This is a genomic window from Rhodococcus ruber (genome assembly GCF_016804345.1).
Classification (GTDB): Bacteria; Actinomycetota; Actinomycetes; order Mycobacteriales; family Mycobacteriaceae; genus Rhodococcus; species Rhodococcus ruber.
Genome location: NZ_CP044211.1, coordinates 3478179 through 3499169, shown reverse-complemented (window position 1 = coordinate 3499169; position 20991 = coordinate 3478179). Strand labels below are relative to the sequence as shown.

The window sequence follows — 20991 nt, the reverse complement described above, 5'->3', positions numbered from 1 at the left end:
GGAGGCGGCCTGAGACCCGAGCATCCACCGGTGACGCCACTCCGCGACCTTGCTGCCGCCGTGGACGCGACCGTCGGCACCGTCGAACCGGGCGTCGCGGCCGCCACGACTCCCGTCGCCGACGTGTCCGTGACCGGGATCGACCTCCGCGCCCAGGGGGTGCGGCCCGGTGACCTGTTCGCCGCCCTGCCGGGCGCCCGCGCGCACGGCGCCGAGTACGCGGCGGAGGCGCTGGAGCGCGGCGCCGTCGCCGTCCTCACCGACGCCGCCGGCTGCGAACGCCTCGCCGCCGTCGTCACCCGTCCCGTGCCGGTGCTGATCCATCCGGATCCGCGGTCGGTCCTCGGCATCGTCTCCGCCGCCGTCTACGGCGAACCGTCGCAGCACATCCAGGTCGTCGGGATCACCGGCACCTCCGGCAAGACCACCAGCTCCTATCTGGTCGAGGCGGGACTCGCCGCGGCCGGGCGGGTGACCGGCCTGGTGGGCACCATCGAGACCCGGCTCGCCGGCCGGCGCGTACCCAGCGCGCTCACCACCCCCGAGGCTCCGCAACTGCACGCCCTGTTCGCGGCCATGCGCGAGCAGGGCATCGACACCGTGGTGATGGAGGTCTCGAGCCACGCCCTGTCCCTCGGCCGGGTCGCCGGGGTCCGCTTCGCGGTCGGTGCCTTCACGAACCTGTCCCAGGACCACCTCGACTTCCATCGTGACCTCGACGACTACTTCGGCGCGAAGGCCCGGTTGTTCGCGGCGGACTCGCCCGTACGGGCGCACCGCGCCGTCGTGTGCGTCGACGACGAGTGGGGCGTGCGGATGGCGGAGATCGCCCGGGCCGCCCACCCCGCCGAGCCCGACGCCGTGCGCACCGTCGCCACCACCGGCGCGGCCGACTGGACCGCGACGGCGGTGCGCACCGATCCGTCCGGCTCCCAGACGTTCACCCTCACCGGCCCCGACGCCGCCGAGCGGCGCGTCGCGGTGCGCCTGCCCGGCCACTTCAACGTCGCCAACGCCGCCCTCGCCGTCGCGGTGTGCGCGGCCGCCGGGGTCGACGTCGACGCCGCGGCCGCGGGCATCGCCGACGTCGACGTGCCCGGGCGCGTCGAGCGGGTCGACCGCGGTCAGGGATTCCTCGCCGTCGTCGACTACGCGCACAAGCCTGCTGCGCTCGAGGCCGTCGTCGCGACGCTGCGCGGGCGGGCGGCCGGTGGCCGCCTCGCCGTCGTCGTCGGCGCCGGCGGCGACCGGGACCACGGCAAGCGGCCCCTGATGGGTGAGGTCGGAGCCCGGGGAGCGGACCTGCTCGTCGTCACCGACGACAACCCCCGCACCGAGGACCCGGAGGTCATCCGGGCCGCGGTGCTCGCCGGTGCCCGCGCCGTCCCCGACCACCAGCGGGGACAGGTCCGCGAGATCGGCGACCGGGCGGCTGCCATCGAAGCGGCCGTGCGCTGGGCACGTCCGGGCGACATCGTCCTCGTGGCCGGCAAGGGCCACGAGACCGGTCAGGAGATCCACGGGGTCAAGCACCCCTTCGACGACCGCGAGGTGCTCGCCGCGGCCATCGACCGGTTCACCGGCGCAGGTAGCGAGCAGTACGGAGGCACCCGATGATCCCGATGACACTCGCCCGCATCGCGGAGGTGGTCGGCGGGACACTGCACGACGTCGACGACCCGGCCGTCGAGGTGACGGGCACCGTCGAGTTCGACTCCCGCAAGGTCACCCCGCACGGGCTGTTCCTCGCCCTGCCGGGAGCCCGTTCCGACGGGCACGATCACGCCGCCGAGGCGATCGCCGCCGGTGCCGCCGCGGTGCTCGCCGCCCGGCCGGTGGGTGTGCCCGCCGTCGTGGTGCCGCCGGTGCCGCCGGTCGAGACCAACTCGCTGGCTTTCGAGCACGACGCCGACGGTTCCGGCGCCGCGGTGCTCGCCGCGCTGGGTGCCCTCGCCCGCGCCGCGGTCGACGAACTCACCGCGGCCGGACTGACCGTCGTCGGCGTCACCGGCTCCGCCGGCAAGACCTCCACGAAGGACCTGCTCGCGGCGGTGCTCGCGCCGCTCGGTCCCGTCGTCGCACCGCCCGGCTCCTTCAACAACGAACTCGGACATCCGTGGACGGCGCTGCGCGCGACCCCCGACACCCGGTTCCTGGTCCTGGAGATGTCGGCGCGCGGACCCGGGCACATCGCGGCCCTCGCCACCGTCGCCCCGCCACGGATCGGGGCGGTACTCAACGTCGGCACCGCCCACCTGGGGGAATTCGGTTCCCGGGAGGTCATCGCGCGGACGAAGGGCGAGCTCGTCGAAGCCCTGCCGCCCGCCGCGGAGGGCGGCGTGGCGATCCTCAACGCCGACGACCCGCTGGTCGCCGCGATGGCGCCCCGCACCCGTGCCCGCGTCGTGTTCGTCGGCAGCGACCCCGCCGCGCACGTCCGGGCGACCGACGTCCACCTCGACGAGCACGCCCGGCCCACGTTCACCCTGGTCGTGCGCGACGGCGACACCGAGCGCCGCGCCGCGGTCACCCTCGCGGTGCACGGCGAGCACCACATCGGCAACGCCCTCGCGGCCGCGGCCGTCGCCCTCGAGTGCGGCGCCACCCTCGAGCAGGTCGCGACCGCGCTCGGCGGCGCCGGCGCGGTGTCGGCGCACCGCATGGACGTGCGCACCCGCGCCGACGGCGTCACCGTCGTCGACGACGCCTACAACGCGAACCCCGATTCGATGCGCGCGGCGCTCAAGGCGCTGGTGACGATGGCGCGCGCGGGCGAGAGCCCGCGCCGGACCTGGGCGGTGCTGGGGGAGATGGGTGAACTCGGGGACGAGTCGGTCGTCGAGCACGACGCGATCGGCCGGCTCGCGGTGCGCCTGGACGTCACCCGCATCGTCGCGGTCGGCGCGACGCGTCCGGTCCGCGGTCTCTACCAGGGTGCGGTGATGGAAGGATCCTGGGGCGACGAGGCGACCCACGTCCCCGACGCCGACGCGGCGATCGCGCTCCTCGAGCGCGAACTGCAGCCCGGCGACCTGGTGCTGGTCAAGGCCTCGCAGTCCGTCCGGTTGTGGACGGTGGCGGAGGCGATCCTCGCAGGATCGGTGGGCACGGCAGGAACGGAAACGGAGGCCGCACGGTGAGACAGATCCTCTTCGCCGCGGGAATCGCACTGGCGGTGTCGATCCTGCTGACGCCGGTGCTGATCAAGGCGTTCTCGCGGCAGGGATTCGGCCAGGAGATCCGCGTCGAGGGACCGCAGAGCCATCAGTCAAAGCGCGGCACCCCGACGATGGGCGGCGTGGCGATCCTCGCCGGCCTGTGGGCCGGCTACTTCGGCGCGCACGCCATCGGCCTGGCCTACGAGGGCGCGGAGGGACCGTCGGCCTCGGGCCTGCTCGTGCTGGGTCTGACCACCGCGCTCGGCGGCGTCGGCTTCCTCGACGACTTCATCAAGATCCGCAAGCAGCGCAACCTGGGCCTGAACAAGACCGCCAAACTGGTCGGCCAGCTCGTCGCCGCCGTCGCCTTCGGCATCCTCGCCCTGCAGTTCCGCAACGGCGACGGGCTCACCCCCGGCAGCACCCACCTGTCCTACGTGCGCGACATCGCCACGGTCTCGATGGGTGCGGTGGTGTTCATCCTCTTCGTGTACCTGCTCGTGAGCGCGTGGTCCAATGCCGTCAACCTCACCGACGGCCTCGACGGCCTCGCCGCGGGATCGATGAGCCTGGTACTCGGCGCCTACGTGATCATCACGTTTTGGCAGTACCGCAACTCGTGCGTCGCCGACCCCGGCAAGGGCTGCTACGACGTACGGGACCCGCTCGACCTGGCGTTGCTGTGCGCCGCCGGCGCCGCCGCGTGCATCGGTTTCCTGTGGTGGAACGCCGCCCCCGCGAAGATCTTCATGGGGGACACCGGCTCGCTCGCCCTCGGCGGCATGCTCGCGGGTCTGTCCGTCACGACGCGCACCGAGCTGCTGATGGTCGTCATCGGTGCCCTGTTCGTCGCCGAGGCGGCGTCCGTGGTCATTCAGGTTGCGGTGTTCCGGTCCAGCCGGCGTCGCGTGTTCCGGATGGCGCCGTTCCATCACCACTTCGAACTCGGCGGCTGGGCCGAGACGACGGTGATCATCCGGTTCTGGTTGCTCGCGGCCATCGCCTCGGCCATCGGCATGGCCCTGTTCTACAGCGAATACCTAGCGGCGATCGGGGACTGACACCGTGACTGACGAACTGCGCCGCCAAGACCTCGACCGGCTCCGCGGCGCCCGCGTGCTCGTCGCCGGGGGCGGGATGTCCGGCCGCGCCACCCTCGGGCCCCTCGCGGACCTCGGCGCGGCGGTGACCGTGGCCGACCGCGACCCGCAGGCCCTCGCGCGCTGCCGCGAACTCGGTGCCGACACCGTCGATCTCGACGACCTCGTCGCGGACGCCTCGTCGCTGCATGCATACGCCCTGGTCGTGACCAGCCCCGGCTTCGCGCCGGACGCACCGCTGCTCTCGCACGCCGCGGGGGCGGCCGTGCCGATCTGGGGGGACATCGAACTGTCCTGGCGCATCGACCAGGCCGAGATCTACGGCCCGCCGCGGCGCTGGCTCGTCGTCACCGGCACCAACGGCAAGACCACGACGACGATGATGCTGCAGTCGATTCTCGAGGCTTCGGGGCTCGCGTCCGTGGCGTGCGGCAACATCGGCCTGCCCGTGCTCGACGCGCTGCGCCGCACAGAACCCCGCGCCGACGTCCTCGCCGTCGAACTGTCGTCGTTCCAGCTGCACTGGGCGCCGTCGGTGCGGCCCGAGGCCGGCGTGATCCTCAACATCGCCGAGGACCACCTGGACTGGCACGGCGGGATGGCGGGCTACATCGACGCCAAGGCGCGAGCGCTGGCCGGCACCGTCGGCGTGCTCGGCCTCGACGATCCGATCGCCGGGAGCCTGCGCGACCGGTCGCGGGCCGTCGTCACGGTCGGCTTCACCCTCGGCTACCCGCAGGCCGGTGAGCTCGGCATCAGTGGCGACGTTCTGGTCGACCGCGCGTTCGCCGACTCCGCAGTGCTCGCTGCGGTCGCCGACGTGACCCCGGCCGGGCCCGCCGGCCTGTCCGACGCGCTCGCCGCCGCGGCACTGGCCCGGGCGATCGACGTCCCCGCCTCCGCCGTGCACGACGGTCTGCGCCGGCACCGCGTCGGACCGCACCGCGCCGCCCCCGTCGGCACCGTCGACGGCGTCGCGTACATCGACGATTCGAAGGCCACCAATCCGCACGCGGCGCGCACGTCGCTGCTCGCCCACGACCGGGTGGTATGGGTCGCCGGCGGCCTGCTCAAGGGCGCCCACGTCGACGACCTGGTGGCGGAGGTCGCCCCCCGTCTCGCCGGGGTGGTGCTGCTCGGCCGGGACGCCGACCGCATCGCCAACGCGCTCGCGCGACACGCCCCCGACGTCCCCGTGGTCGTCCTCGACACGCGCGACGATGGACCGATGAGCACGAGCGAACCGGGGACGGTCCCGACTACGGCACGCCGGGTGGCGCTCGCGGGTGTGGACGGGCCCGAGGCCATGCGGACCGCGGTGCGCGAGGCGGCGTCGCTGGCGACGGCGGGGGACACCGTGCTGCTGGCGCCGGCCGCGGCGTCGCTGGACATGTTCGCCGACTACGCGCAGCGTGGTCGCGCGTTCGCCGCCGCGGTCGAGCAACTGCGCGGGGGCGGGACGCGGCGGTGAACGCGCCGCAGCCCGCCGACGGGGCGGCGCGGAACCGGGTCGGGCTGTGGCTGGCCCGGCCCCTGGCCTCGTTCCACCTGGTCGTCACGATCGCGGTGCTGCTCACCGTGCTGGGCCTGGTGATGGTCCTGTCGTCGTCGAGTGTCGAGGCCGTCGCCACGAACGGTTCGGCCTACGGCCTGTTCACCTCGCAGGCGATCTTCGCGGCTCTCGGCCTGGTCATCTTCTACCTCGCCCTGATCGTTCCGGTGCGGGTGCTGCGCCGGTTCTCGTTCCCGGCGTTCGCGGTCACCGTCGTGCTGCTGGTCCTGGTGCTCATCCCCGGCATCGGCACGGAGTCGCAGGGCACCCGCGGGTGGTTCGTCGTCGCCGGCGTGTCGCTGCAGCCCTCCGAGCTGGCCAAGATCGCCATCGCCGTGTGGGGTGCGCACCTGCTCGCGTCGCGCCGCGCGGAGCGCTCCAGCACCCGCGAGATGATGATTCCGTTGGTCCCGGCCACCCTCGTGGTCACCCTGCTGATCATCCTCCAGCCGGACCTGGGCACCACCGTCTCGCTCGCGATCATCGTCCTGGCGCTGCTCTGGTTCGCGGGTCTGCGGCTGCGGGTGTTCCTGACGATCGTCGGTACCGCCGCCGGGCTCGCGGTGCTCCTCGCCCTGACCGCCGGGTACCGGTCCGCACGTGTACGGGCCTTCTTCAACCCCGGCGCGGACCCCCAGGGCATCGGCTACCAGGCACGCCAGGCGAAGTTCTCCCTGGCCGACGGCGGATTCTGGGGCCGCGGGCTCGGACAGAGCCGCGCCAAGTGGAGCTACCTGCCCAACGCCCACAACGACTTCATCTTCGCCATCATCGGTGAAGAGCTCGGTTTCCTCGGCGGCCTGGCCGTGATCGGCCTGTTCGGTCTGTTCGCGTACGCCGGCCTGCGGATCTCGCTGCGCTCGGTCGATCCGTTCCTGCGGTTGCTCACCGCCACCGCCACCACCTGGATCATCGGACAGGCGTTCATCAACATCGGCTACGTCGTCGGACTGCTGCCCGTGACCGGACTGCAGCTTCCGCTGGTCTCGGCCGGCGGCACCTCCACTGCGACGACGCTGCTGATGTTCGGTCTGATCGCCAACGCGGCCCGGCACGAACCGGAGGCCGTCGCCGCCCTGCACGCCGGGCAGGACGGCCGCTTCGGACGGCTGCTGCGGCTGCCGAAACCGGAGCAGTACACCCCGGCGCGCGGCGAGGCCGTGCGACTCGACCGGCGTGCCGATCCCGCCCGGGCCGAGCCGCGCCGGGCCGGCGCCGAGCGGGGCAGCGGCACGGCGGTCCGCAAGCGGCCGGCCCCACCGGAACGCGCATCTCACGAACGCGCGCGCGGGCGCACGACACAGTCCGCGACGCCGCGGGACCAGGCCCCTCGCCGGGCGAGACGCCCGGCGCGCACGACCGACAGCAGAGACGGACGAACCGGAGAGCGAGGAAACCGTAGGTGAGCGGCGAGCAGTCTGCCCTGTCCGTGGTGGTGGCCGGGGGCGGCACCGCCGGGCACATCGAGCCGGCCCTCGCGGTCGCCGACGCGATCCGCGAGTTGGTGCCGACCGCGACGATCACCGCGCTGGGCACCGAACGGGGACTGGAGACCACCCTCGTGCCGCAGCGCGGCTATCCCCTCGAACTGGTCCCCCCGGTGCCGCTGCCCCGCAAGCTCACCGCCGACCTGGCCCGACTGCCGGCGCGGGTCCTCGCCTCGGTTCGCCGGACCCGCGAGGTGCTCGACCACGTGCACGCCGACGTCGTCGTCGGATTCGGCGGCTACGTGGCGCTGCCCGCGTACCTGGCCGCCGGTGCCGGGCCGCTGCGCCGTCGGCGCCGCATCCCCGTCGTCGTCCACGAAGCCAACGCCCGCGCCGGTATCGCCAACAAGATCGGGGCTGTGCGCGCGGCCCGCGTCCTGGCCGCGGTCCCGGGGTCGGGCATCGTGCGCCGCGGCGAGGCCGAGATCGTCGGCATCCCCGTCCGGTCGTCCATCACGGGGCTGGACCGCGCCGCGCTGCGCGCCCGGGCCCGGGCCCACTTCGGGCTGCCCCCGGACGGGCCGGTGCTCCTGGTGTTCGGCGGTTCGCAGGGCGCCCGCTCGCTCAACGAGGCCGTCTCGGGTGCCGCCGGGCAGCTCGCCGCCGCGGGCATCGCCGTGCTGCACGCCCACGGCCCCAAGAACACCGTCGACGTGCCGGCACGTCCCGAGCACGACCGTTGTCCCTACGTCGCGGTGCCCTACCTGACACGGATGGACCTGGCGTACTCCGCTGCCGACGCGGTGATCTGCCGCTCCGGTGCGATGACCGTCGCCGAGGTGTCCGCGGTGGGGTTGCCGGCGGTGTACGTGCCGTTGCCGCACGGCAACGGAGAGCAGGAACTCAACGCCCGGCCGGTGGTGGCGGTCGGAGGTGGGATGATCGTGGCGGACGAGGAACTGACCCCGGCGTTCGTGGCCGACACGGTGATCCCGCTGTTGCGTGACGCCACCCGCCTGGCCGAGATGGGACGGCGGGCGGCAGGAGCGGGCCACCGCAGCGCCGCCGCCGAGGTGGCGCGGATCGTGCTGGACGTCGCAGGCGTGGAAGCGAACAGGAGTGATCGATGAGCGAGCAGCTGCCCCCGGAGCTCGAGCGGGTGCACATGGTAGGCATCGGCGGGGCCGGGATGTCCGGCATCGCCCGGATCCTGCTCGCTCGCGGCGGGAAGGTCTCCGGATCGGACGCGAAGGAGAGCCGCGGCGTGCTGGCGTTGCGTGCGCGCGGCGCCTCGGTGCGCATCGGACACGACGCAAGCGCGCTGGACCTGCTCGAGGGCGGCCCCACCGCCGTGGTGACGACGCACGCCGCGATCCCCCAGGACAATCCCGAGCTGGTCGCCGCCCGCGAACGCGGTGTTCCCGTCCTGTTGCGCCCGGCGGTGCTGGCCGCACTGATGCGCGGGCACCGCACCTTCCTGGTCGCCGGCACGCACGGCAAGACGTCGACGACCTCGATGCTGGTGGTGACTCTGCAGCACTGCGGCTTCGACCCGTCCTTCGCCGTGGGCGGCGAACTCAACGAGTCGGGCACCAACGCGCACCACGGCAGCGGGGACGTGTTCGTCGCCGAGGCCGACGAGAGCGACGGTTCGCTCCTCCAGTACGACCCCGACGTGGTGATCGTGACCAACATCGAGGCCGACCACCTCGACTTCTTCGGCACCGAAGAGGCGTACGTGCAGGTGTTCGACGACTTCGTCGACCGTATCGCCCCCGGTGGGCTGCTCGTGACCTGCCTCGACGACCCCGGCTCGGCCGCCCTGGCGCGACGCGCGACGGCCCGTCGCCCGGACGACCTGCGCGTCACCGGATACGGCACGGCGGCGGCGACCGGTGACGGCGCCGAGGTCGACGGGGTGCGGGTGGGGGTGCGTCTGCTCAACTGGGAGGCCAAGGACGTCGGGGGAGTGGCCGAGTTCCACCTGGCCGACGAGGCGGCACCGCGCACGGTGCGGCTGTCCGTTCCCGGCCGGCACATGGCGCTCAACGCGCTCGCCGCACTGCTCGCCTCCCTCGAGGCGGGCGCCCCGGTCGAGGAGGCGGTCGAGGGTCTGGCCGGTTTCGGCGGGGTGCATCGGCGATTCCAGTACAGCGGCCGCGAACACGGCGTGCGGGTGTTCGACGACTACGCCCACCATCCCACCGAGGTCCGCGCGGTTCTCGCCGCGGCCGCGGAGCTGGTCGCCGGCGAGCCGGTCCGCTACACCGAGACGGGCACCGAGCGGCCGCGCGTGATCGTCGTCTTCCAGCCACACCTGTACTCGCGCACCGAGACCTTCGCGACCGAGTTCGGCGCGGCCCTCGACCTCGCCGACGAGGTCGTGGTCCTGGACGTCTACGGGGCGCGCGAGAAGCCGCGACCGGGCGTGAGCGGTGCCCTCGTCGCGCAGTCGGTGTCCAGGCCCGTGCACTACCAGCCGGATCTGTCCCTCGTGCCGCGCCAGGTCGCGCGACTGAGCCGTCCCGGCGACGTCGTGATCACCATGGGTGCCGGGGACGTGACCATGCTCGGGCGCCAGATTCTCGATGCCCTGCGCAGCAAGCCCGGCCGGCTGCGGCCGGGAGCTGCCGCCGGACCGGGACCGGTCGGTCCGTGACGCCCGCCGCCACCACCCGCATCCGCCCTCGCGGGGCGGCGCGGCCCGCGCGACGGCCGTCGGGCCGGTCCGTGCGGGTGCGGACGGTGCTGATCGGTGCGGCGGTGGTGGCGGCGGTACTCGGCCTGATCGGCATCGCGTGGATGTCGCCGCTGCTGTCCGTGCGGACCGTCGAGGTCGTGGGGGCGACGGCGATCCCGCAGGAGGACGTGCTGGCCCGTCTCGAACTCGCGGAGGGCACACCGCTGCTGCAGGTCGACACGGCGGCGGCGGCGCAACGGGTCGCGGCGCTGCCGCGGGCCGCGTCCGTACGGGTCCAGCGCGTCTACCCCTCCACCGTGCGGGTCACGGTGACCGAGCGGGAGGCAGTGGTGTTCGTCGACGCGCCCGACGGCACGCACTCGCTCGACGCCGACGGGGTGGACTTCGCGGTCGAGCCGCCGCCCATGCTGACCCCACGCCTGGTCACCCCCGCCCCCGGTCCCGGCGACCCGGCGACGGCCGCGGCGATCGAGGTGCTCGCGGCGCTGCCGCCCGAGCTGCGTGTGCAGGTGGGGGAGGTGAACGCTCCGTCGGCATCCGAGGTCTCGCTCACCCTGCACGACGGCCGGGTCGTGGTGTGGGGCACGGTGGACCGCTCGGATCGCAAGGCCCGGGTGGTGCTGCCGCTGCTCACCCAGCCGGGGCAGACCTACGACGTGGCGGCGCCCGACCTGCCGACGGTGCGATGACGACGCGGACGGCGATCGCGGCCCCAGGACGAAAATCATGCGCGCCGTCGGCGCGCCTGCTGGCGGATCGCCGCCACAGTGCCATAGCGTTTCGCACCAGTCGAGATACTTGACATAACCATCGACCTGTGGTTGAGGGTTTGTCCGTACCTCACCGATGATGATCGAAGCGTGACCGATTTCTCAGGAAGGCGAGAGCCCATGACGCCCCCGCACAACTACCTCGCCGTAATCAAGGTCGTCGGTATCGGCGGTGGCGGCGTGAACGCGGTCAACCGCATGATCGAACAGGGACTCAAGGGAGTCGAGTTCATCGCGGTGAACACCGACGCGCAGGCCCTGCTCATGTCCGACGCCGATGTCAAGCTCGACGTCGGCCGCGAACTCACCCGGGGGCTCGGCGCCGGTGCGGACCCCGAGGTCGGCCGCAAGGCCGCCGAGGACCACAAGGACGAGATCGAAGAGGTGCTCAAGGGCGCCGACATGGTCTTCGTCACCGCCGGTGAGGGCGGCGGGACCGGCACCGGCGGCGCGCCCGTGGTCGCGAGCATCGCCCGCAAGCTCGGAGCGCTGACCGTCGGCGTCGTCACGCGGCCGTTCTCGTTCGAGGGCAAGCGCCGCGGCAGCCAGGCCGACACGGGCATCCAGACCCTGCGCGAGTCGTGCGACACCCTCATCGTCATCCCCAACGACCGGCTCCTGCAGCTCGGCGACGCCGCCGTCAGCCTCATGGACGCGTTCCGCTCCGCCGACGAGGTGCTGCTCAACGGTGTCCAGGGCATCACCGACCTCATCACCACCCCGGGCCTGATCAACGTCGACTTCGCGGACGTCAAGGGCGTGATGTCCGGCGCCGGCAGCGCCCTGATGGGCATCGGTTCCTCCCGGGGCGAGGGCAGGGCCATCAAGGCCGCCGAGGCGGCGATCAACTCGCCCCTGCTCGAGGCGTCGATGGAGGGTGCACGCGGCGTGCTGCTGTCCATCGCCGGCGGCTCCGACCTCGGCCTGTTCGAGATCAACGAGGCCGCCTCGCTGGTGCAGGAGGCCGCCCACATCGACGCGAACATCATCTTCGGCACGGTCATCGACGACTCCCTGGGCGACGAGGTGCGCGTCACCGTCATCGCGGCCGGGTTCGACGGCGGCACCCCGGCGCGACGTCCCGTCGAGTCGGCCCCGCCGACCCCCGCAACGCGCGGCGGCACCATCGGCGCGGGGCGTGCCGGCGACGTCGGTCGCTCGGAGCGGGAACGGGCCGAGGAGATGCCGGCGCGCGAGCAGCAACCCGTCGCGGGCAGCTCCCTCCCGCCGATCGGGTCGGCCCAGCCGGCGCGGCCGGTCGAGACGGACGAGGACGGCGACGACGACGTCGACGTGCCGATCTTCATGCGCCGTTGACGGTGACACAGCCGGTGCTGCGGGCGCGGCGGGTCGTCACCACCCGTGCCGGCGGCGTCTCCGCCCCGCCCTACGACTCTTTCAATCTCGGTGACCACGTGGGTGACGACCCGGCCGCGGTCGAGGCGAACCGGCGCCGGCTCGCCTCGGTGATCGGGCTGCCCTACGAGCGGCTCGTGTGGATGGAGCAGATCCACAGTCGCAACGTCACCGTCGTGGACGGCCCGGTCCGCGGCCCGGTGCCCGCGACCGACGCGCTGGTCACGCGCGAGCCCGGTCTCGCGCTCGTCACGTTGAGTGCGGACTGCGTGCCGGTGCTGCTGTCCGACGAGGAGGCGGGCGTGATCGCCGCCGTGCACGCGGGCCGGATCGGTGCCCGCGTGGGGATCGTGCCCCGGGTCCTGGACGCGATGACCGAACTCGGTGCGCGACCGGAGCGCATCGGCGCGTTCCTCGGACCTGCTGCGAGCGGCCGCCGGTACGAGGTGCCCGCTTCGATGCAGGCCGACGTGGAGGCGCATCTGCCCGGTAGCGCCACCCGCACCGTCGCGGGCACGCCCGCGCTGGACCTGCGGGCCGGGTTGCGACGGCAACTGCTCGAACACGGCGTCACGGCCGTCGCGGAGGATCCCCGATGCACCATCGAGGATCCGACGTTGTTCAGCCATCGCCGGCAGGCGCCGACCGGACGGCTGGCGGCGGTGATCTGGCTCGAGGCCGGACCGGACCCCGCCGCCGGAGGTGGCCGATGAGCCCCGCCGCCGGAGGTGGCCGATGAGCCCCGCCGCCGGAGGTGGCCGATGAACCCCGCCGCCGGAGGTGGCAGGTGACCGCAGCGGACGCCGACGCGCGGCGTGCCGAGATCGCCGACGGACTGCGCCGGGCACACGAGCGGCTCGACGCCGCGGCCCGGGCGGCGGGCCGCGACCCGGCGGAGATCGCGCTGCTGCCGGTGACGAAGTTCTTCCCGGTCTCCGACGTGGAGATCCTCTACGGACTCGGGTGCCGCGCCTTCGGTGAATCCCGGGAACAGGAGGCAACCGCGAAGGTTGCCGAATTCCGTTCGCGGACAACCGATCCTGCCGTCGCTTGGCATATGATCGGCCGGGTGCAACGCAACAAGGCGCGTGCCGTGGCCCGCTGGGCCCACACCGTGCACTCGGTCGACAGCGCCCGGCTGGCGCACGCACTGGACTCCGGTGCGCGGGCCGCGCGGGATTCCGGTGACCGCGACACGCCGCTGTCCGTCCTGCTGCAGGTCAGTCTCGACGACGACCCGCAGCGAGGCGGGGTGAGCTCCGCCGACCTGCGCGCGCTCGCGGACGAGATCGCCGGGACCGCCGGGCTCGCGTTGCGCGGGCTCATGGCGGTGCCGCCGCTGGGCTGGGACCCGGACGCCGCCTTCGAACGGCTCGCCGGGCTCCATGCCGCGCTGCGTTCCGATCATCCCGAGGCCACCGAACTGTCGGCCGGGATGTCCGGCGACCTCGAGGCGGCGGTGCGATGGGGTTCGACGTGCGTGCGTGTCGGAACCGCGGTGTTGGGCGCGCGGCCGTTAGCCTGAGTGGCGACCGCCGCGCGAGGAAGGTTGATCCATGAGCTCACTCCACAAGTTCAAGGCGTACTTCGGGATGGTGCCGCTCGAGGAGTACGAGGACGACTACCTCGACGACCCCGCGAGCGCCCGCCGCGAGCGCGACCGGGACTACGACGAGCCGCCGTACGCGGGCGGTGGTTACGGACCGTCGCACCGGGACGAGTACAAGGCGTCGCGGCGGGAGGATGCCGGCCGCGACTTCGAACCGGACGGTTTCGATCGTTACGAGCCGCCCGTGCGGGCGGCGCGCGTGGAGCCGATCACGGCCCGCGCACCGCGCCCGACCCCGCCGCCGGCCCGCGCCGCCGCGCGGTCGTCGCTCGGTTCCGAGGGCCGCCTGGAACGGTCCGAGGCCCGTCGCGGCGCGCTGTTCGACGAGGGAGGCCCGTTGTCGAAGATCACCACGCTGCGTCCCCGGGACTACGGCGAGGCCCGCACGATCGGTGAGCGGTTCCGCGACGGCACCCCGGTGATCATGGACCTGGTCGAGATGAGCAACGCCGACGCCAAGCGGCTCGTCGACTTCGCGGCCGGGTTGGCCTTCGCGCTGCGCGGTTCGTTCGACAAGGTCGCCACGAAGGTGTTCCTGCTGTCCCCGGCGGACATCGACGTCTCCGCCGAGGAACGCCGCCGGATCGCGGAGACGGGGTTCTACAACCAGCAGTGACCTGATCCGCCGCGGCGGTTCCCGGCACGGTCGACGCCCGGTGCCCGGTGTGCAACACCGGATGCCGGGCGTTTCGGTTTGGCTCGATGCGCCGTCGTCGGGCAGAGTGGGCGGGTGGCCGTATTCGAGGTGCTCTGGTTCCTGCTGTTCATTTTCTGGCTGCTGCTGATCGGCCGGATCATCGTCGAGTTCATCCGGACGTTCGCGCGGGACTGGAAGCCGACGGGATTCGTCGTCGTCGTTCTCGAGGCAATCTTCACGGTCACCGATCCGCCGGTGAAACTGTTGCGCCGGCTCATTCCTCCGCTGAATCTCGGCGGGGTGCGACTGGATCTGTCCATCATGGTGCTGCTCTTCATCGTCTACTTCCTCATGGCATTCATTCCCCGAGGTGGGACGCTCTGACGGCCGACACCTGCTCGGACGATCCGCGTGAAAGCCGCCCTGTGCCAGAATGGGGTGCCAGTTACAGTGAGTTTGATACGCGTGACGCACTGTGGATATAACTGAATGCTTGCTTGACCGCTCACACGACGCGTGAAGGGATCCTTCCATGCCGCTGACCCCAGCTGATGTGCACAATGTCGCGTTCAGCAAGCCGCCGATCGGAAAGCGTGGTTACAACGAGGACGAGGTCGACGCATTCCTGGATCTCGTCGAGCAGGAACTGACCCACCTGATCGAGGAGAACGCCGACCTGCGGCAGCGGGTGGCCGAGCTCGACCAGGAGCTGGCCGAGGCCAAGAAGGGTGCCCGTTCCGGTGGGGCTCCGGCCCCGGCCGCCAAACCGGAACCCGCGCGCGTCGTCGAGGCGCCGAAGCCGCCGGAGCCCGCGCCCGCTCCGGCGCCGGCGCCGGCGCCCGCACCGGTCGCGGCCGCACCGGCCTCCGCGGACGCGAGCATGCAGGCGGCCAAGGTGCTCGGTCTGGCCCAGGAGATGGCGGACCGCCTCACCGGCGACGCCAAGACCGAGGCCGAGGAACTGCTGCGCAACGCCCGCACCAACTCCGAGCAGCTCATCTCCGATGCGCGCACTCGCAGCGAGGCGATGATCGCGGACGCGCGGCAGAAGTCCGAGGCGATGCTGGCCGACGCCCGGACCCGTTCGGAGACGCAGCTGCGCCAGGCCAAGGAGAAGGCCGACGCGCTGCAGGCGGACGCGGAGAAGAAGCACACCGAGATCATGGCGACCATCAACCAGCAGCGTTCGGTGCTCGAGGGTCGCATCGAGCAGCTCAAGACGTTCGAACGTGAGTACCGGGTGCGCCTGAAGTCCTACCTCGAATCCCAGCTCGAGGAACTCGAGCAGCGCGGCTCCGCCGTGCCGGTCGACGGCGGCCAGGAGGCGTTCAACCAGTCGAACTCCTCGTTCGGGTCCACGTCCTTCGCCAAGGGCAACAGCTGATCGAGGCGGGGGTCCGATGCCGGGTTCGGAGGAGGGTGCGCCGTGCTGGTAGTGACGCTCTCCCTCGCAGCCGTCGGCTTCGGCATGCTCGTCGTGGCGCTCATGACGGGCTCCGTGCTGTGGGCCTGGGGTTGCATCGTCGTGTGTGTGGTGGGCGCGGTCCTGCTGCTGATCAGCGCGCTGGGCGGCAAGCGGACCGCGCCCCCGACGGCGACGGCAGCCGAACCGGACCGGCGTCGCGGGGGACGCGATGCCGGCGAGTGAGCGCGGCGGCATAGAATAGTTCGAGGACAGACTCTGTAGTCCTGCCCCGGCGGCCGCCGGGGACGGCGACGATCCGGCCATCACCGGGGAGCCTTCGGAAGAAAGGCCGTGCCGACCGGCACTGCTCAGTAGAACCGAACGGGTGGGCCCGTCACAGCCCGAACGAGAGGCCCGTCTCGCCGGCAGAGCCCGGAGAGACGGTGCAAGCGGGGTGGTACCGCGGTTGCCGGCGCACAGTGCGCGGTGATCGTCCCCGTGCCGGACACGTCTAGGCACGAGGAGTCACGCTGTGACGAAGAGCACCCCCGACACCCCGCAGGCCCCGGTCGCGTCGACCGGCAAGTACCCGCTCGTCGACTACGGGGTGGCCAAGGATTCGGGCGTCGATTTCCCCGAGCTCGAGGTCGAGGTCCTCGACGGGTGGACCAAGGACGACACCTTCCGCGCCTCGGTGTCGAACCGCGACGGCGCCGAGGAATTCGTCTTCTACGACGGCCCGCCCTTCGCGAACGGTCTGCCGCACTACGGCCACCTGCTCACCGGTTACGTCAAGGACCTGATCCCGCGCTTCCAGACGATGCGCGGGAAGAAGGTCGAGCGGCGCTTCGGCTGGGACTGTCACGGCCTGCCCGCCGAGCTCGAGGCGGAGAAGCAGCTCGGCATCACGGACAAGTCCCAGATCGACACGATGGGACTCGCCGAGTTCAACGCCTACTGCAAGACGTCGGTGCTGCGGTACACCGGGGAGTGGCGCGACTACGTCACCCGGCAGGCCCGCTGGGTGGACTTCGACAACGACTACAAGACCCTGGACCTGGACTTCATGGAGTCGGTCATGTGGGCCTTCAAGCGGCTCTACGACAAGGGCCTGATCTACCAGGGCTTCCGGGTGCTGCCCTACTCGTGGTACGAGCAGACCCCGCTGTCGAACCAGGAGACCCGGCTCGACGACGCGTACAAGATGCGCCAGGACCCGGCGGTGACCGTGGACATGGTGCTGCGCGCCCCCGGCTCCGAGCTCGACGGCGCGTGCGCGCTGATCTGGACCACCACGCCGTGGACCCTGCCGTCCAACCTCGCGATCGCGGTGCATCCCGACATCGAGTACGTCGGCGTGCGCGGCGCCGACGGCAAGACCTACGTGCTCGCGCAGGAGCGGGTCGGTCACTACGCGCGCGAACTCGGTGACGAACCCGAGGTGCTCGGCCGCTATTCCGGCGCCGACCTCGTGGGTCTGGCCTACGAGCCGCCGTTCGACTTCTTCGTGGGCCGCGAGAACGCCCACCGGATCATCGCCGCCGACTATGTCACCACCGACTCCGGCACCGGAATCGTGCACTTGGCACCGGCTTTCGGTGAAGAAGACATGGAGTACTGCCAGCGCAACGGCATCGAACTGGTGCAGCCGCTCGATCCGGGCGGGAAGTTCACCGCGATGGTCCCGCCCTACGAGGGGCTGCAGGTCTTCGACGCCAACCCGGTGATCATCAAGGACCTCAAGGCCGCCGGGAAGCTGTTGCGGCACGAGACGATCGAGCACTCCTACCCGCACTCGTGGCGGTCCGGGCAACCGCTGATCTACATGGCGGTGCCGTCGTGGTTCGTCGCCGTCACCCAGTTCCGGGACCGCATGGTGGAGTTGAACAAGCAGATCACCTGGGTGCCCGAGCACATCCGCGACGGACAGTTCGGCAAGTGGCTCGAAGGTGCCCGCGACTGGAACATCAGCCGGAACCGCTACTGGGGCAGCCCGATTCCGGTGTGGGTCTCGGACGACCCGGCCTACCCGCGGATCGACGTCTACGGCTCCCTCGACGAACTCGAACGCGACTTCGGGGTGCGCCCGGCCGACCTGCACCGGCCGATGATCGACGAGCTGACCCGGCCCAACCCGGACGACCCGACCGGGACGTCGACGATGCGCCGCGTCCCCGAGGTGCTCGACTGCTGGTTCGAGTCGGGCTCGATGCCGTTCGCGCAGGTGCACTACCCGTTCGAGAATCAGGGGTGGTTCGACTCCCACTATCCGGGCGATTTCATCGTCGAGTACAACGGGCAGACCCGCGGCTGGTTCTACACCCTGCACGTGCTGGCCACCGCGCTGTTCGACCGGCCCGCCTTCAAGACCGTCGCGGCGCACGGCATCGTGCTCGGCGACGACGGGCTGAAGATGAGCAAGTCCAAGGGCAACTACCCCGATGTCAACGAGGTGTTCGCCCGCGACGGCTCCGATGCCATGCGCTGGTTCCTGATGTCCTCGCCCATCCTGCGCGGCGGCAACCTCGTCGTCACCGAGCAGGGCATCCGCGAGGGTGTCCGGCAGGCGCTGCTGCCGCTGTGGAACGCGTGGAGCTTCCTGCAGCTGTACGCGTCCGAGCCCGGCACCTGGCGCACCGACTCGCCGCACGTGCTCGACCGGTACATCCTGGCCAAGCTCGCTGCCACCCGCGACGCGATCACCGACGCCCTCGAGGTGGTCGACATCGCCGGGGCCTGCGACGAGCTGCGCACGTTCTGCGACGCCCTCACCAACTGGTACGTGCGTCGCTCCCGCAGCCGGTTCTGGGACGAGGACGCCGACGCGATCGACACCCTGCACACCGTGCTCGAGGTCGTCAGCCGCCTGGCGGCCCCGCTGCTGCCGCTGGTCACCGAGGTGATCTGGCGGGGCCTGACCGGCGGTCGCTCCGTGCATCTGGCGGACTGGCCGGCGGCCGGGGAGCTGCCGGCCGACCCGGCCCTGGTCGAGTCGATGGACGAGGTCCGCGCGGTGTGCTCGACGGTGCTCTCGCTGCGCAAGGCGCAGAAGCTGCGCGTGCGGCTGCCGCTCCCGCAGGTCACCGTGGCCGCCCCCGACGCCCACCGGCTGCAGCCGTTCGCCGATCTCGTCCAGGACGAGGTGAACGTGAAGTCGGTCGAGCTGACCGACGACGTCGATGCGCACGGGCGCTTCGAACTGGTCGTCAACGCCCGCGCCGCGGGGCCGCGCCTCGGCAAGGACGTGCAGACGGTCATCAAGGCAGTCAAGGCCGGGGACTGGTCGGAGGCGGACGACGGCACCGTCACCGCCGCCGGCATCGCCCTGCTGCCGGAGGAGTACACCACGCGCCTGGTGGCGGCGGAGCCGGAGTCCACGGCGGCGCTGCCCGGCGGCGCCGGCCTGGTGGTGCTGGACTCCACGGTCACCGAGGAGCTCGAGGCCGAGGGCTGGGCGAAGGACCGGATCCGCGAGCTGCAGGACGCGCGCCGCAACCTGGGCTTGGAGGTCTCGGACCGCATCGGCGTGGTGTTCGAGGTGCCGGCCGACCGCGCCGACTGGGCGATGCGGCACCGCGCGCTCATCGCCTCGGAGGTGCTGGCCACCAGCTTCGAACTGGCACCCGCCGGCGACGGGGCGCTCGAGCTCGGCGAAGGGGTGCGTGCGGCGATCGTCAAGGCATGAGCGTCCCGGTGACCCCGGCGCGTGGCGCGGCCACGGCGGTGACCTCGGCGCGTGGCGCGGCCACGGCGGTGACCCCGGCGCGTGGCGCGGCCACGGCGGTGACCCCGGCGCGTGGCGCGGCCACGGCGGTGACCCCGGCGCGTGGCGCGGCCACGGCGGTGACGCCGATGCGGGCGTGATGTCGGTGCGAGGGGCGAAGATTCGCGGGTGTCCGACGTGGTGACTCGCGGCGGTGGACGTTGGGTCCTGCACCTGGACCTCGACGCCTTCTTCGCCTCGGCCGAGCAACTGACCCGGCCGACCCTTCGGGGGCGACCGGTGCTCGTCGGCGGTCTCGGCGCGCGCGGCGTGGTCGCCGGGGCCAGCTACGAGGCTCGGGTCTTCGGGGCGCGGTCGGCGATGCCGATGAGCCGCGCGCGCCGGCTGGTGGGGCCCGCGGCGGTGGTGCTGCCGCCGCGGGGCGTGCTCTACCAGACCCTCAGTCACACCGTGTTCGAGGTGCTGCGCGAACAGATCCCCGTGCTCGAGACGCTGTCGCTCGACGAGGCGTTCGCCGAGCCCGCCGAACTCGCCGGTGCCGCGCACCGGGAGGTGGAAGGGTTCTGTGCGCGGCTGCGTGAACAGGTGCGGGACCGCACCGGTCTCGTCGCGTCCGTCGGCGCCGGCTCCGGCAAACAGATCGCCAAGATCGCCTCGGGCCTCGCCAAGCCCGACGGAGCGCTGGTCGTGCGGCCCGAGGAGGAGCTGGCACTGCTGCACGGTCTGCCCGTGCGCAAGCTGTGGGGGATCGGACCGGTGTCGGAGGAGCGGCTGCGCCGGCTGGGGATCGACACGATCGGGGACCTGGCGGCGCTGCCGGTCGCGGAGGCGGCGTCGATCCTGGGTGCGACGGTCGGTCCTGCGCTGCACCGGCTCGCCGGTGGGCACGACGATCGGCCGGTCCTCGAACGCGCCGACGCCAAGCAGGTCAGCGCCGAGACGACGTACCAGACCGACATCGTCACGCTCGCCGAGCTGCGACGCGCCGTCACCACCGCCGCCGACGCCGCGCACCGCCGGCTGCGGCGCGACGGTCGCGCCGCCCGGACCGTCGTGCTCAAGTTGCGCAAGGCCGACATGAGCATCCTCACCCGGTCGTCGACGTTGCCGTACGCCACCGAGGACGTGGCGACGCTCACGGCGGCGGCGCAGCGGCTCGTGCTCGATCCGCTCGAGATCGGCGCGATCCGCCTCGTCGGTGTCGGCCTCGCCGGGTTGTCCAGCATCCGGCAGGACTCGCTCTTTCCCGAGCTCGAGCAGGCCCCGGAGGGCACGGTGGAATCGTCGCCGCAGGTCCGGCCCGAGCGGGCCGCGCCGCCGGCGGGACCGCGGTGGCGTCCCGGCACGGACGTGCGGCATCCGGAATTCGGGCACGGCTGGGTGCAGGGCGCCGGACACGGCGTGGTGACGGTCCGCTTCGAGACCCGCTCGTCCGGACCGGGCCCAGCCCGCACCCTCGACGAGAACGATCCCGCCCTGTCCGAGGCCGATCCGCTCGCCGCACTCGGGTGAATGCGCGTGCCCCGCCGCTCTCAAAGTCTTCTTACTACCG

At 72.3% G+C, this 20991-nt stretch carries 18 protein-coding genes; all 18 read left to right on the top strand.

Annotation, left to right across the window (positions count from 1 at the left end):
• Positions 1 to 30 precede the first annotated feature (30 nt).
• The 18 genes from F1734_RS16005 (at position 31) to F1734_RS15920 (ending at position 20951) form a co-directional block, all read left to right on the top strand.
• On the top strand, positions 31 to 1617 hold the full coding sequence (locus F1734_RS16005; RefSeq protein ID WP_238423961.1) for a UDP-N-acetylmuramoyl-L-alanyl-D-glutamate--2,6-diaminopimelate ligase: 1587 nt from the start codon (positions 31 to 33) through the stop codon (positions 1615 to 1617).
• A complete protein-coding gene (locus F1734_RS16000; RefSeq protein WP_010594386.1) occupies positions 1614 to 3140 on the top strand; it encodes a UDP-N-acetylmuramoyl-tripeptide--D-alanyl-D-alanine ligase in 1527 nt (508 codons plus the stop codon). The genes F1734_RS16005 and F1734_RS16000 overlap by 4 nt, the downstream gene beginning before the upstream one ends.
• Entirely contained in the window at positions 3137 to 4219 is a 1083-nt protein-coding gene (gene mraY / locus F1734_RS15995) for a phospho-N-acetylmuramoyl-pentapeptide-transferase (protein WP_003934158.1), read from the top strand. The genes F1734_RS16000 and mraY overlap by 4 nt, the downstream gene beginning before the upstream one ends.
• 4 nt (positions 4220 to 4223) lie before the next feature.
• Positions 4224 to 5729 (top strand): UDP-N-acetylmuramoyl-L-alanine--D-glutamate ligase, encoded by a 1506-nt coding sequence (gene murD, locus F1734_RS15990; RefSeq protein ID WP_203010783.1) that lies wholly within the window; start codon positions 4224 to 4226, stop codon positions 5727 to 5729.
• On the top strand, positions 5726 to 7216 hold the full coding sequence (ftsW, locus tag F1734_RS15985; protein ID WP_010594388.1) for a putative lipid II flippase FtsW: 1491 nt from the start codon (positions 5726 to 5728) through the stop codon (positions 7214 to 7216). The genes murD and ftsW overlap by 4 nt, the downstream gene beginning before the upstream one ends.
• The gene (gene murG / locus F1734_RS15980; RefSeq protein ID WP_165276431.1) at positions 7213 to 8367 is read left to right on the top strand and encodes an undecaprenyldiphospho-muramoylpentapeptide beta-N-acetylglucosaminyltransferase; all 1155 of its coding nucleotides are present in this window, start codon (positions 7213 to 7215) and stop codon (positions 8365 to 8367) included. Before ftsW ends, murG begins: the two co-directional genes overlap by 4 nt.
• Positions 8364 to 9896 (top strand): UDP-N-acetylmuramate--L-alanine ligase, encoded by a 1533-nt coding sequence (gene murC, locus F1734_RS15975; RefSeq protein ID WP_048770986.1) that lies wholly within the window; start codon positions 8364 to 8366, stop codon positions 9894 to 9896. Before murG ends, murC begins: the two co-directional genes overlap by 4 nt.
• A complete protein-coding gene (locus F1734_RS15970) occupies positions 9893 to 10627 on the top strand; it encodes a cell division protein FtsQ/DivIB (RefSeq protein ID WP_165276430.1) in 735 nt (244 codons plus the stop codon). The genes murC and F1734_RS15970 overlap by 4 nt, the downstream gene beginning before the upstream one ends.
• A 201-nt stretch (positions 10628 to 10828) precedes the next feature.
• Positions 10829 to 12025, top strand: a complete 1197-nt coding sequence (gene ftsZ, locus F1734_RS15965) for a cell division protein FtsZ (RefSeq protein WP_017681763.1) — start codon at positions 10829 to 10831, stop codon at positions 12023 to 12025.
• Positions 12022 to 12777, top strand: coding sequence for a peptidoglycan editing factor PgeF (gene pgeF / locus F1734_RS15960; RefSeq protein ID WP_167522736.1), 756 nt, complete (start codon positions 12022 to 12024; stop codon positions 12775 to 12777). Before ftsZ ends, pgeF begins: the two co-directional genes overlap by 4 nt.
• Positions 12778 to 12851: 74 nt before the next feature.
• On the top strand, positions 12852 to 13589 hold the full coding sequence (locus F1734_RS15955) for a YggS family pyridoxal phosphate-dependent enzyme (RefSeq protein WP_010594394.1): 738 nt from the start codon (positions 12852 to 12854) through the stop codon (positions 13587 to 13589).
• A gap of 31 nt (positions 13590 to 13620) precedes the next feature.
• Positions 13621 to 14289 (top strand): cell division protein SepF, encoded by a 669-nt coding sequence (locus F1734_RS15950; protein ID WP_003938220.1) that lies wholly within the window; start codon positions 13621 to 13623, stop codon positions 14287 to 14289.
• A gap of 114 nt (positions 14290 to 14403) precedes the next feature.
• A complete protein-coding gene (locus tag F1734_RS15945; RefSeq protein ID WP_003938221.1) occupies positions 14404 to 14694 on the top strand; it encodes a YggT family protein in 291 nt (96 codons plus the stop codon).
• Between the two features lie 148 nt (positions 14695 to 14842).
• Positions 14843 to 15694 carry a DivIVA-like cell division protein Wag31 gene (gene wag31 / locus F1734_RS15940; protein ID WP_010594395.1) on the top strand — a complete coding sequence of 284 codons (852 nt, stop codon included), beginning with the start codon at positions 14843 to 14845 and terminating at the stop codon, positions 15692 to 15694.
• A gap of 42 nt (positions 15695 to 15736) precedes the next feature.
• Positions 15737 to 15958, top strand: coding sequence for a hypothetical protein (locus F1734_RS15935; protein ID WP_010594396.1), 222 nt, complete (start codon positions 15737 to 15739; stop codon positions 15956 to 15958).
• Positions 15959 to 16247: 289 nt separating this feature from the next.
• Positions 16248 to 19400 carry an isoleucine--tRNA ligase gene (gene ileS / locus F1734_RS15930; RefSeq protein ID WP_048770988.1) on the top strand — a complete coding sequence of 1051 codons (3153 nt, stop codon included), beginning with the start codon at positions 16248 to 16250 and terminating at the stop codon, positions 19398 to 19400.
• On the top strand, positions 19397 to 19579 hold the full coding sequence (locus tag F1734_RS15925; protein WP_203010782.1) for a hypothetical protein: 183 nt from the start codon (positions 19397 to 19399) through the stop codon (positions 19577 to 19579). The genes ileS and F1734_RS15925 overlap by 4 nt, the downstream gene beginning before the upstream one ends.
• 28 nt (positions 19580 to 19607) lie before the next feature.
• Complete coding sequence (locus F1734_RS15920) at positions 19608 to 20951, top strand: DNA polymerase IV (RefSeq protein WP_017682385.1); 1344 nt, start codon at positions 19608 to 19610, stop codon at positions 20949 to 20951.
• Positions 20952 to 20991 lie beyond the last annotated feature (40 nt).